Consider the following 16,153-nt stretch of genomic DNA (forward strand, 5'->3'; position numbering starts at 1 on the left):
TTTCTCACCTCCTGTATCTTCTGAACGCACTTACAAGCAGCTGCTGAGGAAGCTCCGGATCAAGAAGCTCCGGAATTTCATTTGGTGAAAGATAGTCTCCGCCTTTTTCCCGAACAACCAGCTGTCTTGCCCCGTCAATGATCTTTCCGGGTTTTACGTCTCGCGGACAGCGCTCCACACAGGCAAAACAGGAAAGACATTTCCACAGGGATGCTGAATTTACAAGTGCTTCGATATTTTCATTGATCACGTAGGACACAAACTGATGAGGCTTGATATCCATCTCGTCAAAGGATGGGCAGGTAGCAGAGCATTTGCCACACTTCATACATTTCAGAGGATTGGTCCCGCTGATCTCCTTTATTTTTTCCGCAGCAGAATGGTTATCTCTCATTTTGCCACCTCCTCTTTGACGCCAAGGGCTTCTGCCAGAAGCTCTGTAAAATAGTAAACCGGCATTTTATTTCCGGAATTTTTATTCAGATTGTATTTGCAAAGCGGACAGGCAGTGATCAGCATATCTGCGCCAAAGCCTGCTGCGCTTTCTTCAATCTTTTCACACATATTCTGTGACATTTCTTTTTCTTTCAGGGATATATATCCTCCACAGCATTCATTTCTGTAAGGATAGATCACAGGCTCAGCGCCAAGGGCACGAATAAAATCCTCCATGATCCTTGGATTTTCCGGATCATCAAATGCCATGATCTTTCCAGGTCTCAGAAGCAGACATCCGTAATAGGCTCCGATCTTCTTTCCGGTAAAAGGATTTACTACTTTTTCTTTCAGTTTATCAAAACCGACTCTGTCCCGGAGAACCTCCAGATAATGGAGAACGGTTGTCTCTCCTTCATAGGGAGCTTCCAACTGCATATAATTGTTGGCTCTGGTCCGGATATCTTCCACATTTTTCATATCATCATTGACACGCTTGATCACATGATGACAGGCTGAACAGATCGTCACCAGATCCTGGCCTTTTTCTTTTGCCTGGTTTAACGCACGGACGGAAGAAAGCTTTGTGGCGATCTCGTCTGTGCCAAGCGGATAAACACCACCACAACACTGCCAGTCCTCGATCTCCTCAAGCTCAAACCCAAGGGCTGTGGCACTGGCTCTGGCATACTCATCCAGATCTTTGGCCTTTGTTCTCAGGGTGCAACCCGGATAATAACTGTACTTCATACCTTTCATTATCCTTTCTTAGTCTAAAATCTGACGTTTCTAGTAGATATTCTTGTTCATATATTGTCTTTTTTTTAACGATACATGAATAAAAAAATGAAATCTCAACTAACACTTATTTGAGTTTTTTTATCAATTTGCACCCAAATAAAAGAGAAAAACACTCTTCCTCCGCAATTAAGAAGTGTATTAGCTCGATTTCCGAAATCATCATATCACGTTATTTCTGTTTCGACAAGGCTTTTTCGATATTTTTTTGTGTTTTTTTTAACGTACTTTTGAAAAACCTTATCATTTACGATCCTGTTTCCATGATAATTTTCATTTTCGGGCATAAAAAAAGCTCCGGATCTCTCCGAAGCTTTTTTGCTCCTATCAGTAAATAATGATCGGATAACCTGCATCAATGGTGTTATAGATCAGTGCTGCCTGATCCTTAGGCAGATTGATGCAGCCGTGGCTTCCGTTGGTTTTATAACGGTTCCCGCCAAAGGATGACTGCCAGGACGCATCATGAAGTCCCTGTCCGTAGACAAAAGGCATCCAGTAATTAACCTTTACATCGTAACCATATTCATTGCTGGTAAGGTTAAAGGGACTCGCCTTGTAGGCGATCGGCCATGCACCACGATATGTTTCACGCCCCTTCACCGGCTTACCGCTGACAATATCTGTTTCCGTCACAAGGCTTCCGTCCTTATACAGCCACAAATGCTGTGCATCCAGACTGACCTCTATGTAACTGCCTGCCAGATCGTCTGTTCCGTTTCTCTGGTATCCTTTTTTGCTGTAAACAGGCTCTCTTGTTACAGCAGTACCACTTTTCAGGTCTTCCAGAAGCTGAGCATATTCTCCGTCCTGATCGATCCGATAGCCGTACTCATTTCCCTCAATGGTCACATCCGTTCCCGCAGATGTATGAAAGGTACGGGGAACATAAATGGTATTGTATTTGTTGGCAAGCTCACTGATGTAGGCTTTAATGGCTTCTTCATCTAAAGTCAGCGTCTCCCCTTCAGCCTTCAGCCAGGATGTGATCGTATCGGAATCCAGAACAGCCGTTTCACTTCCGAATGTATAAGTTACTGTACTGCTGCGGTATTTCTTCAGCTGGCTGTTCAGGTCTGTAACCTTATTTTTCATATCCTCTGTTACAGTGACAGTCGGACTTACATACACATGCTTGTTGATCGGTACTGTAATGATATCTCCAAGAAGAGCCGTATCAAATGCTACGTTCAGATTTGTGTCCACAGTAGTCTCCAGCTTATCCGGATCGATTTCCGTCCCCTGTACCTGCTTCACAAGGGTGAATTCTTTTTTCTCCTTATCGTACTGAATGGCTGCATCAACAGAAGCTTTTCTTTCTTCCGTACCGAAATTTGAAAGATCAAGAGCCTGCTTTTCCTGCTCCTCATCTTCCTCGATCTGACATTCCGGTTCTATATTTTCTTCCTTTGGAAAAAGCTTCCGGCTCTCTTCCCGCTGTTTCTGAATTTCTGTAAGCTTACTCAGAAGGGCTTCTTCATTGAGACTGTAGCCCAGCTCTTTCAAAGTAGTACTGTAAACTTCCTGATCATTTTCCTGAAAGGATACCGGACGATCTGCAAATTCCGCAGTGATCTTTTCTTCTGCCTGCTTTGCATCCAGTCCGGAAACATCCACTCCCCATATGGAAATCTTCCGTCCCAGCGTATTGTGATCTGCCAAGTATGTATAGACAAATAATCCTGCCACTGCCAGGATCGTTACGCCAATACAGATCCCAAGTATGATCTTCAGTGTCTTTTTACTGATGGTTGATCTTTTCTCCATACCCTTATCCCTCGAGTCTTATGTAATATATGTTATGTTGTCACACTGGCTGTTATTATAATACAATAAATCCCATTTTCTGTAAAAATGACTTATCCCGGATCCTTCTGATCCGGTAAAAAAAGACAGACTGACGCCTCTGCGAAAATCTGTCTTTCTCATACGTTTCTTTATCTGTTTCTGGCAGCAGTATTTCTCTCAGGATCTTCTGCTTCTTATTCCGGCATTACGATCTTGCCTGCAACGGCACAGGCTGCTGCTGTTTTCGGAGATGCCAGATAGATCTGAACCTTGGAAGTTCCCATACGTCCCAGGAAATTACGATTGTTGGTTGCCACAACCTTTTCACCGTCTGTCAGGATTCCGCCGGTCCTTCCGCAGCAAAGTCCGCAGCCCGGATGTGTAATGATAGCCCCTGCTTCCGCAAGAGTATCCAGAATGCCAAGCTCAATAGCCTGACGGTAAATTTTGCGGCTGGCAGGAGTCACAATCAGCTTTACAAAGTCTGCAACCTTTTTGCCCTTCAGCACCTCTGCTACCGCCATAAGATCCTCCAGACGTCCGTTGGTGCAGGAACCGATGAATACCTGGTCGATGGTCTCACCCTGAAGCTCACTGACATCACGGATCTTGTCCACCTGAGACGGACATGCCATTACCGGCACAAAATCCTCTGCTTTATAAGTTATGGTCTTCATGTAGACAGCATCCTCATCTCCCACAAGACTCTTCTGATAATCATCAAGCTCTACGTTGCAGTAAGCAGCTGTCTTCTCATCCGGTGTAAAAAGTGCACATTTCGCACCGGCCTCAATTGCCATATTCGCCATAGTCATACGGCTTGCCACAGACATGTTTTCAATGGTGCTTCCGGAAAATTCCAGAGCACGGTAAGTAGCTCCATCTGCACGAAGGTCACCGATCAGGCGGAGGATGATATCCTTGGACATGACATTCTCCGGAAGTTCTCCGTCGATCACAACCTTTATGGTTTCCGGAACCTTGATCCACATGGTTCCCGTTCCCAAGATGCTGGCCATCTCTGTGTAACCGATGCCGGAAGAAAACGCACCGACACATCCATAAGTCGTGGTATGGCTGTCTGTGCCAAATACAATATTACCGGGTTTAACATAACCTGCCTCAGTCATAAGCTGATGACAGATACCGTCACTTCTGTGTACGTTTTTCATGCCATATTTAGCTGCAAAAGCATCTCCCACATGGAAATGTCTGGTATCATCCTGCTGACTTGCCGGTACAAGATGGTCATAGATCAGAACAACCTTGTCCGGATCCCACAGCTTCTGAAAGCCCATCTCCTCAAATTTTTCCGCTACAAACGGAATAAAGATATCATGGATCATCACTCTGTCCACATTGACCGTCACGATATCACCAGGTTTTACTGCCTTGCCTGTATTATGTCTGATAATTTTTTCAATGATCGTCTCGCCCATTATTTCTCTCCTCTCCGTTTTTTAGTCCAGGCCGTTCAGCTTACGCATGGCTTTTACCAGTCCGCCAGCCTGGATGATATCCATCAGATTCTCCGGAAGAGAAGCGATCGGGTACTGTTTTCCATTGTGCTCTACATGCTCATTCATTACTACCGTAACCTGATCTCCCTCTTTTACATTGTCATGAAGATCCGGCTGCTCAATAAGAAGAAGGCCGTTGTTAATGGAGTTGCGGAAAAAGATCCGGGCAAAAGATTTCGCAATGACACACTGCACACCCAGTGCCTTGATGATCTCCGGTGCCTGCTCTCTGGAGGATCCGCATCCGAAGTTCTTTCCTGCTACAATAATGTCGCCCTTTTGGATCTGTCCGGCCAGCTCCGGACGAAGGGGGCTGAATCCGTACTGTTTCATATCGTCAATGGTTTTCAGTGCAAGGTACTCCGTCGGGATAATGATATCCGTATCAATATCATCACCAAGTACCCACACTTTTCCTGTAAATGCTTCCATATGTATATCTCCTGTTTATTCCGTTCCGTATCATCAGGCAAATCTTTTCTGTCTGCTCTGTTATAAGAACCCACGCCGAAACGGATCATCCTCTGATAATTTCTGAATATATTATTTAAATCTTTTCTGAAACTCTTATACTCTGTCAGCAGTTGCGATCTCACCTGCAACGGCAGATGCAGTAACTGTTGCCGCAGATCCCAGGTAAACCTTGGAGCTCGGATGCCCTGCACGTCCCTTGAAATTACGGGTTCCTGTGCTGATCAGAACCTCATTCTCGCCGATAACACCCTGGCAGCTTCCCCAGCATACACTGCAGTTCGGGTTCATAACAATAGCCCCTGCTTCCATGAAGATATCGATAAGCCCCTCCTTTAATGCCTGACGATAGATGGTCTGGCTTGCAGGAACAACCAGGAAACGAATTCCCTCTGCAACTTTTTTGCCTTTGATCACCTCTGCGCCTACACGGAGATCTTCAATACGGCCGTTATTGCAGGAGCCAAGGAACGCTTCGTTGATCTTGATGCCACAGGTTTCCTTAGCCGGAACCACATTGTCAACAAAGTCTGGCTTCGCTACAACCGGACGGACTTTTGAAAGATCAAAGGTATACTCTCTTGCGTAAACGGCATCCGGATCGCTGTGATATACCGCTTTTGGCTCACGTCCATGCTCTTTCAGATATTCCAGAGCTTTATCATCAGCCTCAAAGATTCCTGTCTTCGCACCAGCCTCAACAGCCATGTTGCAAAGTGCCATACGGTCGCTGATGCTTAATGTTCTGGCGCCCTCACCGGTAAACTCCATTGCCTGATAGTTGCAGCCGTTTGCCCCGATCTCGCCGATAATGGTAAGGATCAGATCTCTTGCGTAAACGCCCTCAGGAAGCTTCCCTGTCAGGTTAAATTTTACGGTTTCCGGAACCATGACCCAGGAAGTTCCGGTTACCATTCCGTAAAGGAAATCTGTACATCCTACACCGGTACCGAAAGCACCAAGTGCTCCGTAGGAACAGGTATGGCTGTCAGCACCGAAGATCAACTGTCCCGGACGGACATAATTCTCGATCATGATCTGGTGGCAGACACCCTTTCCTTCCCAGAAATCAATATTATTTTCTCTTGCAAAATCTCTCATCTTTTTCTGGGATGCCGCTGTTTTCGGGCTGTCAGACGGTACGTTATGGTCTACGATAAATACCAGCTTCTTTGTATCTGCAATATGAGGATTTTTTAATTTATTGTTGTACATATCAACAGTCAGATGTGTGGTTCCGTCATTACTCATCAGATGATCCAGTGAAACTGTATAGATATCTCCGGGTTTTACACTGTCCACTCCAGCCGCTGCCGCGATGATTTTTTCTGCGATCGTCATTCCCATCTCTTATTCCTCCTCACGGTTCAGAGAAGCGATAAGGCCGCCCTGATTCAGTATATTCTGCATGTATTCCGGCAGTTTTGTGCAGGAATAAGTCTTACCATTGGCAACAGCAGTTCCCTCGGACATATGAAGCTCCAGGGTATCTCCTGTCTTCACAGCATCCGGAAGATCCTTACAGACAATTGCCGGAAGTCCGATATTAATGGCATTGCGGAAAAAAATACGGGCAAAAGATTTCGCAATAACTGCCTTTACTCCAAGTGCCTTAAGAACACCCGGTGCCTGCTCTCTGGAGGATCCGCATCCGAAGTTCTCTCCTCCAACTACAAAATCTCCCGGTTTAACCTTTTTGGAAAAATCCGGATCCAGTGATTCAAATGTGTGGCCCTTCATTTCATCCAGATTCGGCAGAAGCAGATACTGGGATGCAATGATCTGATCGGTATCAAGGTCATTATGAAATTTAAAAATTGTTCCCTTATCCATAAAACAAGTTCCTTTCTGATCGTTATCCATTTCCGGGTTAACATTCCTCTGTTACCCTTTTCGTCCTATATTCTAACACAAAACGTCATATAATTAAAATGTATATTTTTAATACTTAATATAACTTTAAGTTATAAAGTCATTTCCCTGTGATCAGCGCAAAATATCCCCACTCCCACAGAAGCTCTTCAAAACTGTTCTCAAGATATTCCCGGATATCGTCTTCCTCATATCCGGTCATTCTGGAGATCACTACCATATAATCCCGGAGTGTTTCGTAGGGAAGAGATCCCCGTCCATCTTTCTGCCACCGAAGAAAAACAGCCTGGCGGATGGTGGCATATTCCATACCGATCCACTGCATATGGACCAGGGCATCTTCCAAATCTCCCTCCGGTGTCAGAAGATCTGAATATACTTCGTTGGCAAGAAAGCTCCGGAGAAGGTCTTCATATACACGAAATTTCCGATAAAAATCCTCCCGGGCTTCCACCAGTTCCTCTTCCTCATATTCTTCGGACAATTCCTCCGCAAGTTCCATCACCGGCTCCAGATATTTCCGGTAAAGTCCCTCTTTCCGGTAATTTACAGCCAGGTCCTGCAAAAGTTCATTGCATTCGTCCATGGTATCCAGAACAGGCAGCTCTATTTCATTAATAGCATGTTCCAGTTGGCGAATCGTTTTCTCTGAAAAATAATCTTCCACAAGCTCTGTGGTAAGCGGCATGTTCCAGTGAAGTTCCTTCAGAACATAAAAACTTTCAAGAAGGATTTCCTCCGGTGTTTTTTCAGGATCCATTATAAGATCCATAACCTTCCGGCGCACAAGAAAAAGCGGCTGTTCCTTTTCTTTTGGAGTTTCCGGAAAAGCGATTCTTTTCTTCTCCTTCCAGATGTCCAGGACAGCCGGGCAACAGGGCATCATGGTCGCTTCCTTATGATCCTGAAATTCATGGATCTCCCTTGGAAAAATCTGGCAGGTCTCTGAAAGCATCGAATCCCCATAAGCACTTACCAGATAGCACAGTCTGTTCTTTGCCAGGAAAGGACAGTCGTGCTCTTCCGTCATCTTCATGATCCGGCTGCCGTCCTTTTTCATGGTATAGGCCTGCAGGCAGCTTCTGTGTCCGGGCACCTCTGACGGCGGCTGGATGGTTTTCCAGTTTCTGTAGGTTTCATCATCTATGTTGATCTTCCATTCCCTGCAGCAGCTGATGGTGCATTTGTCTGCAATACAGGTAAATTCGTCGTAATAATCAGGTTTTAATAATTCCATGTTTCCTCCATATTCTTTATTTTTCAGCTCCAATGTCTCCTGTTTGCAAAATGGACATGAGCTGACATGTTTTATTTTTCCCCATAAACACAGAAAAGCGGAATTCTATCCGCTTTCTCTGATATTCTGTGTATTCGTTTTTATTCTGCATTCTCTCCCAAAAGTTGTCTGTGCACCTTCCGCCTTACAAACCAGAAACAGGTCACCTGCATGATGATCGTAATGATCCAGGATGCCGGATAGGAAATAAACAGTACTTTCAATGATCTGTGAACCGGGAAGATTCCGAAGATCCACACAATTCGAAGGCCGACCGTTCCGATAATAGACAGGATCATCGGCACACCGGAGCGTCCCATTCCACGCAGTGCTCCCGGAAACAGATCCATCTGTCCGCAGAGGAAATAGGTAACTGTGGTATAGGCAAGAATCTCCATTCCGCATTGGATAACCTTAGGGTCTTCCGTATAGATCTTCAGGAGCTGCGGACCGAAAAAGTATGCACCACAGCCCATGGCAAAGGATACGACAAAGGACAGGATCATACAGTCAACAAGTACCCGGTCCATACGTTTCGGTTTTCGCACACCATAATTCTGACTGGTAAAGCTCATGCAGGCCTGGGTAACTGAATTTACAGACACATACAGAAATCCGAAGATATTGTTTGCTGCCGTATATCCTGCCATTGCAATGGAGCCAAAAGAATTTACAGAGGACTGGAGCAGCACATTGGAAAAATTAATCACCGTACTCTGGATTCCTGCTGGAAGCCCTACCTGAAAGATCTGTTTCAGATATTCCATATTTATGGACAAACTCGAAAAACGCAGCTGATAGCTTCCCTCTGTCTGATACAGGCATCGGAGAACAAGGATACAGGAGATCAGCTGAGAAATCACGGTTCCGATTCCGACACCTGCCACACTTAAATGACAAATGATCACAAAAAACAGGTTCAGAAGCGCATTGGCGCAACCGGAAATGATCAAAAAGACCAACGGCCGCTTGGTATCTCCCACTGCACGCAGAATTGCTGCGCCATAGTTATACAGCATAAAAAACGGCATTCCCAGAAAATAGATACGCATATAAAGAGCGGAAAGATCGATCACATCCTCCGGCGTATCCATCAGCTCCAGGCAGATTCTGGCAAAGATCACTCCCAGAAATGCCATGATGATTCCGCTGATCAGAGCCAGCAGGATCGATGTATGTACTGTTTCTGACATTTCTTCATCCTTACCGGAAGCATAAAATCTGGCTGCCAGCACATTGGCACCAAGAGAGATTCCGATAAAAAGGTTGGTAAACACATTGATCAGTGCGGTAGTGGAGCCTACTGCCGCCAGTGCCTCACTTCCGCTGAAACGTCCCACTACCACGATATCCACTGCATTGAACATCAGCTGCAGGATACCGGACAGCATCAGCGGCAGTGAAAACGAAATCAGCTTGTCCATGATCGACCCATTACACATATCGATCTCATACTTGTTTTTTTTCACGATTTCATCCCCCATGTTCATACTTACATAAGAATATTATAGCACCTTTCGTCGGAAAGCTACAATGAAATATTTTTATGGAGAATATGCAGCGGCTGCATAAAATACGCAGCCGCACAGTAACGTGTGTTTATCATTTCACTATCTTTCCAGGAGTCCTGCATCACGAAGGTTTGCAAGAAGTGCATTAAAATCCTCCACAATATCATCTACCGTTGTTGCATTTCCAACAGCAGCTGCCGGGGTTACTGTTCCGGCAGGGCCGGTGGCTCCGGCTGCTCCTGCAGGGCCAGTGGCTCCTGTTGCTCCTGTTGGACCTGCTGGACCGGTGGCTCCGATCGCACCAGCCGGACCTGTTACCCCCGTCGTTCCCGCTGGACCAGTGGCTCCTGTTGCTCCCGTCGCTCCCATTGCTCCCGCTGGACCGGTGGCTCCCGTTGCTCCCGTCGGACCTGTTACTCCTGCAGGACCGGTGGCTCCTGTTGCTCCCGTCGGACCGATGACTCCGGCTGGACCCGTTGCTCCAGCCGGACCAGTGGCTCCCGTATATCCCTGTATTCCCGGTTCCCCCTGCGGTCCCTGAGGACCCATAGGACCCGGAACTCCCGGACAGCCTCTGGGACCGGTTGGTCCTGTAGGTCCCACAGGGCCTGGGCAGCCTCTTGTTCCACATCTGTCACATCCACAGGAACTATGATTTCCATAACAGGACATACAGGACAAATCCTCATGACTGTCCTGCTGCATTTCCATTTCCTTACGTTTTCGATGCCTGAACAGCATTCTTCGATCACCTCATAGGAAAATAACTTTCCCTACAGTATATGACAACAGCTTTTACCTGTGCATAGGATCCCCGCAAGCTTGTACCCTGCCAGGAAAAATATAATAAAGATATCTTTTCTTTTATACCAGACCATATTTTTCCCAGAAATATTTCTGGTCATACAATACTCCCGGATCTTCCGGCTTCAGTCCCTTCGCTTTCTTATGAAAAAAGAATGCCTGCTCCGGACATCCCATCTTATCATAACAAACGCAAAGCTGCATATATGGCACAAATCCATGACACTCAGCCATAAAAAATCCACATTTTTTCTTATCTGACGGCACAGTAAGCGCCTGCCCATACCAATAGCCAGCCTGTCTGGGAAGCTCTCTTTCCAGAAAAATCTTTCCGACCTCACAACAGATTTCCGCCCTCGGCACATCCATAGTCAGACTGTACAGAAAAGCTTCCAGTGCGTACTTTTTTTCTCCCATTTTCCGGTAGCACTGTCCAAGTACAAAACAGGCATCGATCTTATTTTCCAGCCATCCGGATGGATTTTTCAGGAACTCCACCAACACAGCCTCTGTCTCCGGATAACGCTGATGATAATACAGTTCTCTCCCATAATAAAGCTGATGTCTGGGTTCCAGCGTTTCTCCTCCTGCCAGCATTTTTTCATAAATGCGAAGATTACGGTCCGGATCACCTTTTCCACATTTCCGGTGCCGGATCACCACATCTGAATAAATGATATTTCCCTCCGGAATCACAGTTTCATGAACTGCCCCATTCCATCTGAAATTTCTGGATGTTTTCATTATCCGCTCCCGAAAATATGAAAATGTTGTTCTCCCGCTCTGGTCAAACCCTGCCGCATATTCCATCATTACAACATCTGTTCCGGGATCCAGAGTTTCTTTAAGACTCTTCAGTTTTTCCAGATTTTCTTCATCCAGGACATCATCCGCATCCAGCCACATCCAGTAATCGGTGCGGACTTTTTCCAGAAGAAAATTACGCGGAGCAGAAAAATCATCACACCAGGGAAAATCAAACACCTGCGACGTATACTGCTCCGCGATCTCTTTTGTTCTGTCTGAAGAACCGGTATCTGCGATCAGGATCGCATCCATCACCTGAGAAACCGGCTTCAAGATCCTCTCAAGAACTGCTTCTTCATTTTTTACGATCATACATAGACTGAGGGAAATCATATTTCAGGATCCTTCGGATTTTTATAATATTTATGCCGTTCCCGTCAGTCCTATGCCTTCTGTCAGTGTACAGCTTCTACTTTCGGATAAAGCTGAACTCATCCTCATATCACCAACTGTGGTATATCCTCTATATGTTCTGCAAGACGATCTGCTCCGTTCAGCTCCCCGCTCTCACCATATCCATACAGGCATCCTATAAATGGGCTTTTGCAGGCTCTGGCACATTCCAGATCCTGCCTCCTGTCTCCGACCACCAGATAAGGGCCTGTATATTCCCGGATGATTTCCTGCACAATTTCTGTCTTTGGACGGAATCCATACGATTCGCAGTCATAAAAATGATCGAACCATCGTTCCATCCCAAATTCCTTCCAGTGCGCCTCACGATAGGAAGCTTTACAGTTACTTAAGATCACAAGATGATATCCCCGGTTCTTCAAGGCTGTAAGCATCTCCTCTGCTCCCGGATACCACACTGCCTTATGCTTCCTGATCTGTCTGACCATCAGTTCTCCTACCATCCTGCTCGCCTGCTCTTTATAGCTCTGATCCAGCTCCGGCAAAAATGTATTCCACATCTCCTTACTGTTAAATCCCAGCCAGCCGGCAATTTCCGCCGAGCCTATCTCCCGTTCTTCTGCAGCCTTCTGTTCTGTCAGCCACTGATAGGTTTCACAAAATGCCGGTTCATAGATTCCAATGGTATGATGGATCGTTCCATCATAATCGAATATGATTGTTTTTGTCATCATTTATTTCCCTATCTATTAGAGCTGCTTCATCAGATTGACCATCTCGATCGCAGATAACGCACAGTCATAGCCTTTATTTCCCGCTTTGCTTCCTGCCCGCGCAATAGCCTGCTCGATATTCTCAGTCGTGATCACTCCGAATAAGACCGGGATCCCTGTTGCAAGTTCAACCTGTGCGATCCCCTTGGCAGATTCATTGCACACCAGATCATAATGTGAAGTATCTCCACGAATGACAGCTCCCACGCAGATAACTGCATCATATTTTCCTGACTGTGCCATTTTCTGTGCTGTAAGCGGAATCTCAAATGCTCCCGGCACCCATGCTGCAGTAATATTCTCTTTTTCTACTCCATGTCTTACCAGTCCGTCGACTGCCCCTCCCAATAATTTATTCACAATGATCTCATTGAATCTCGCTGCCACGATACCAACCTTCATTCCCTCCGGTGCTACTACTTTTCCTTCTACTAAATTGATCTGTCTCATTTTTTCTTCCTCCTGCTATTTGCTGTTTTTTATAAATTTATTTCTTTAAAAATATGACCCATCTTTTCCTGCTTCGTCTTCATATACTTCCGGTCATACTTTTGTACCGGAATCTCCAATGGTACTCTCTCATTGATCTTCAACCCGAATTCGCCAAGCCCATAGACTTTATCCGGGTTATTGGTCAGTAATCTTAATGATTTCACACCAAGGTCTGACAGTATCTGTGCCCCAACCCAGTACTCTCTGAGATCCGGTGCAAACCCTAACTTCACATTAGCCTCCACGGTATCATATCCCTGTTCCTGAAGCGCATAGGCTTTGATCTTATTGATCAGTCCGATCCCTCTGCCTTCCTGTCTCATATACAGAATGATCCCTCTGCCTTCCGCCTCTACCTGGCGCATCGCTGTCTGCAGCTGCAGGCCGCAGTCACATCTGAGCGATCCGAATGCATCTCCTGTCAGGCACTCCGAATGTACACGGCAAAGCACATCCTCACCATCTCCTAGATCACCTTTTACCAGTGCCAGATGATGCTCTCCTGTAATGTCATTGATATAGCCATACATTTTAAAATCACCGTACTGCGTTGGGAGGTTTGCAGCTGCTTCCTCCTTTACATGCTTTTCATGTATTCTTATATAATCCTGCAGATCACGGATCGTAATAAATGTAAGGTTATGCTCTTTTGCCATTTCCCATAGCTGTGATGTACGCATCATAGTGCCATCTTCTTTCATAACTTCACAGCACACGCCGCATTCTTTCAGTCCGGCAAGTCTCATAAGATCTGTTGTTGCCTCCGTATGACCATTTCGTACCAGAACCCCGCCTTTTCTGGAAATAAGCGGAAATACATGTCCCGGTCTTCTGAAATCCTCCGGTTTTGACTGATCATCCACACACTTCATAATGGTATAGGAGCGTTCTGCCGCAGAGATACCGGTGGTTGTATCTGCGTGATCCACTGCCACGGTAAATGCTGTACTGTGATTGTCCGTGTTCTCAGCAACCATCGGCGGAAAATTCAATCTCGCCGCAATTTTTGCACTCATCGGTGTACAGATAAGACCCTTTGCATAAGTCGCCATGAAATTAATATTTTCCCGGGTCGCAAACTCTGCCGCACATATCAGATCTCCCTCATTTTCTCTGTCCGGATCATCTGTGACCAGAACTATTTTTCCTTCCTTAAGATCCCTAAGTGCCTCTTCAATTGTGTTGTACTGATAATTTTGTGACATACTGTATATCCTCCTGTTCTAAAACCCGAATTCTTCAAGAAACTCCATCGTAATTCCGGATTTTTTTTTCTCTTCTTCGTTTTTTCTGATGCCAAGCAGTTTTTCTACATATTTTCCGATCACATCATTTTCCAGATTAACCAGATCCCCCGGCATCTTTTCCAAAAGGGTGGTTTCTTCTCCTGTATGTGGAATGACCGACACCTGAAAACCAGCTTCATCAACCCTTGCAACTGTCAGGCTGATCCCATCAATACAAACGGATCCTTTTTCCACGATCAGATGCAAGATCTGTGGCGATGTCTCAATTGATACCCAGATGGCATTTTCTTCCCGGAGCATGGAACGTATCACTCCAGTCCCATCAATATGACCGCTTACTATGTGTCCCCCGAACCTGCCATCTGCAGCCATTGCACGTTCCAGGTTTACCTGGCTTCCAGCTTTACAACTGCCAAGACTGCTTCTTCTGATCGTCTCTGCCATCACATCGGCAGTAAATCCGTCCGGCTGGATCGACGTAACTGTCAGACACACACCATTCACAGCAATACTGTCACCGATCCTTGTCCCTTCCAGGACTTTCCGGGCTTTCACTGCCAGGATCCCTGATTCTCCTGTCAGCTGTATATAACGGACTTTTCCTTTCTCTTCTACGATTCCTGTAAACATGATTCCTCCTGTTTTTTCTCACACACCTGACATCTTATCCGGATGTCCTCACCGATCTGGCAGATATCTGTATATTTCAGTTCTACTGCTTCAGACGGGAATTCAACTCCGATACCTTCTACCGGTGTCTTCCCGGCCACACCACCAAACAGCTTTGGTGCCACAAAAGCCTGTACTTCCTTTACAATTCCGGCTCGCAGGGCACTGTCATTTAACGTACCGCCTCCCTCCAGGAGGATGCTGTCAATACCCCTGTTTCCAAGATCTGTCATCAACTTTTTAAGGTCTATCTGATCCTTTTCATCCGGACAGTAAATGGTCTCAACTCCCATGGTATGTAATATTTTTATTTTTTCTTCTGTATTTTTCTGATCTGCATAAGCCACGATCGTCCGGTACTTTTCCGCACTTTTTACGATCTGACTGTCCGGCGGGATCCTGAGCTTACTGTCGCACACAATCCTGACAGGACTTTTCCAGCCTTCTACCCGGACGTTCAACATCGGATCATCTGCAAGCACAGTTCCAATACCTGCCATGATCCCCATGTACTGATGCCGCATATGCTGTACTTCTTTTCTTGCCGCTTCTCCGGTGATCCATTTTGATGCTCCTGTCTTCGTTGCGATCTTCCCATCCAGTGTCATGGCATACTTCATCACCACGTATGGGGTTTTCGTAGTAATATAATGGAAAAAAACCGGATTCAGCTGATCACATTCTTCTCTCATAAAATCTTCAACTACTGTTACACCGGCTTCCCTTAACATCTGTACACCTTTTCCTGCCACTTTCGGATTCGGATCTCGGGAACCGATCACCACTTTTCTGATCTTCTGTTCAATGATCGCTTCCGTACATGGAGGTGTTTTTCCATGATGACAGCAAGGCTCCAGCGTAACATAAATCACCGCACCTTCTGCTGATTCTGTGAGGGAAGCAATTGCATTACGTTCCGCATGAAGTTCTCCATACTTTTTATGATAGCCTTCCCCGATGATCCTTCCGTCTTTTACGATCACTGCCCCTACCATCGGATTGGGATTCGTCCAGCCTTCTCCTTTTTTGGCCAGCTGAATCGCCCGAAGCATATATTCCTGATCCGTCATTTTTATTCCTTCTTTCTTATTCCTGTTCTTTGCCTGGTGCGCCGAGGCTTTTAGACCTGTGCAATCGGATTCACAGGCAAGTGAGTGGTATATTTATTTCGAAAACGATGTGCCAAATACAAAAAAAGCCTGCAGAAATATCTGCAGGGTGGAATTGATCTGTTACATATGATCAATAAATGAATGTCTGATTATTTCCTACATAAAAAGCTCTGAAATGGATCACCATCTCAGAGCTCTGATACTACATTCATTCATACAAAAAT

At 45.7% G+C, this 16,153-nt stretch carries 16 protein-coding genes; all 16 read right to left on the bottom strand.

Annotated elements, in window-relative coordinates; genetic code table 11:
- Positions 1-4: 4 nt before the first annotated feature.
- The 16 genes from AB5026_RS00430 to ribD all read right to left on the bottom strand — a co-directional run bounded on the left by AB5026_RS00430 (position 5) and on the right by ribD (position 15,887).
- A complete protein-coding gene (locus AB5026_RS00430; RefSeq protein ID WP_015524685.1) occupies positions 5-394 on the bottom strand; it encodes a 4Fe-4S dicluster domain-containing protein in 390 nt (129 codons plus the stop codon).
- Positions 391-1,185, bottom strand: a complete 795-nt coding sequence (locus tag AB5026_RS00435) for a CoB--CoM heterodisulfide reductase iron-sulfur subunit B family protein (RefSeq protein WP_022426047.1) — start codon at positions 1,183-1,185, stop codon at positions 391-393. Before AB5026_RS00435 ends, AB5026_RS00430 begins: the two co-directional genes overlap by 4 nt.
- 375 nt (positions 1,186-1,560) lie before the next feature.
- Positions 1,561-3,000, bottom strand: coding sequence for a L,D-transpeptidase family protein (locus AB5026_RS00440; RefSeq protein ID WP_022426045.1), 1,440 nt, complete (start codon positions 2,998-3,000; stop codon positions 1,561-1,563).
- 215 nt (positions 3,001-3,215) lie between these two features.
- The gene (locus AB5026_RS00445) at positions 3,216-4,460 is read right to left on the bottom strand and encodes a 3-isopropylmalate dehydratase large subunit (RefSeq protein WP_022426044.1); all 1,245 of its coding nucleotides are present in this window, start codon (positions 4,458-4,460) and stop codon (positions 3,216-3,218) included.
- Positions 4,461-4,481: 21 nt separating this feature from the next.
- Complete coding sequence (locus AB5026_RS00450) at positions 4,482-4,973, bottom strand: 3-isopropylmalate dehydratase small subunit (protein WP_015524680.1); 492 nt, start codon at positions 4,971-4,973, stop codon at positions 4,482-4,484.
- A gap of 135 nt (positions 4,974-5,108) precedes the next feature.
- Positions 5,109-6,359 carry an aconitase/3-isopropylmalate dehydratase large subunit family protein gene (locus AB5026_RS00455; RefSeq protein WP_022426043.1) on the bottom strand — a complete coding sequence of 417 codons (1,251 nt, stop codon included), beginning with the start codon at positions 6,357-6,359 and terminating at the stop codon, positions 5,109-5,111.
- Positions 6,360-6,362: 3 nt separating this feature from the next.
- The gene (leuD, locus tag AB5026_RS00460) at positions 6,363-6,845 is read right to left on the bottom strand and encodes a 3-isopropylmalate dehydratase small subunit 2 (protein ID WP_022426042.1); all 483 of its coding nucleotides are present in this window, start codon (positions 6,843-6,845) and stop codon (positions 6,363-6,365) included.
- 139 nt (positions 6,846-6,984) lie between these two features.
- The gene (fliB, locus tag AB5026_RS00465; protein WP_059086870.1) at positions 6,985-8,121 is read right to left on the bottom strand and encodes a flagellin lysine-N-methylase; all 1,137 of its coding nucleotides are present in this window, start codon (positions 8,119-8,121) and stop codon (positions 6,985-6,987) included.
- Positions 8,122-8,261: 140 nt separating this feature from the next.
- Positions 8,262-9,644, bottom strand: coding sequence for an MATE family efflux transporter (locus AB5026_RS00470; RefSeq protein WP_334297866.1), 1,383 nt, complete (start codon positions 9,642-9,644; stop codon positions 8,262-8,264).
- A gap of 126 nt (positions 9,645-9,770) precedes the next feature.
- Positions 9,771-10,412: a collagen-like protein gene (locus tag AB5026_RS00475; RefSeq protein ID WP_147603065.1), complete on the bottom strand. Its 642-nt coding sequence runs from the start codon at positions 10,410-10,412 to the stop codon at positions 9,771-9,773.
- A 123-nt stretch (positions 10,413-10,535) separates the two neighbouring features.
- Positions 10,536-11,615, bottom strand: a complete 1,080-nt coding sequence (locus tag AB5026_RS00480) for a glycosyltransferase (RefSeq protein WP_092068911.1) — start codon at positions 11,613-11,615, stop codon at positions 10,536-10,538.
- Positions 11,616-11,719: 104 nt separating this feature from the next.
- The gene (locus AB5026_RS00485) at positions 11,720-12,370 is read right to left on the bottom strand and encodes an HAD family hydrolase (protein WP_368212591.1); all 651 of its coding nucleotides are present in this window, start codon (positions 12,368-12,370) and stop codon (positions 11,720-11,722) included.
- A 15-nt stretch (positions 12,371-12,385) separates the two neighbouring features.
- Positions 12,386-12,859 (bottom strand): 6,7-dimethyl-8-ribityllumazine synthase, encoded by a 474-nt coding sequence (gene ribE, locus AB5026_RS00490; protein WP_368212592.1) that lies wholly within the window; start codon positions 12,857-12,859, stop codon positions 12,386-12,388.
- Positions 12,860-12,888: 29 nt separating this feature from the next.
- Complete coding sequence (locus AB5026_RS00495; protein ID WP_368212593.1) at positions 12,889-14,106, bottom strand: bifunctional 3,4-dihydroxy-2-butanone-4-phosphate synthase/GTP cyclohydrolase II; 1,218 nt, start codon at positions 14,104-14,106, stop codon at positions 12,889-12,891.
- Between the two features lie 18 nt (positions 14,107-14,124).
- Complete coding sequence (ribE, locus tag AB5026_RS00500) at positions 14,125-14,778, bottom strand: riboflavin synthase (RefSeq protein WP_368212594.1); 654 nt, start codon at positions 14,776-14,778, stop codon at positions 14,125-14,127.
- Entirely contained in the window at positions 14,760-15,887 is a 1,128-nt protein-coding gene (gene ribD, locus AB5026_RS00505) for a bifunctional diaminohydroxyphosphoribosylaminopyrimidine deaminase/5-amino-6-(5-phosphoribosylamino)uracil reductase RibD (protein WP_110102469.1), read from the bottom strand. The genes ribE (AB5026_RS00500) and ribD overlap by 19 nt, the downstream gene beginning before the upstream one ends.
- Between the last annotated feature and the right edge of the window lie 266 nt (positions 15,888-16,153).

Source organism: Blautia sp. RTP21359st1_E11_RTP21359_211015, assembly GCF_040910705.1.
GTDB lineage: Bacteria > Bacillota > Clostridia > Lachnospirales > Lachnospiraceae > Blautia_A > Blautia_A fusiformis.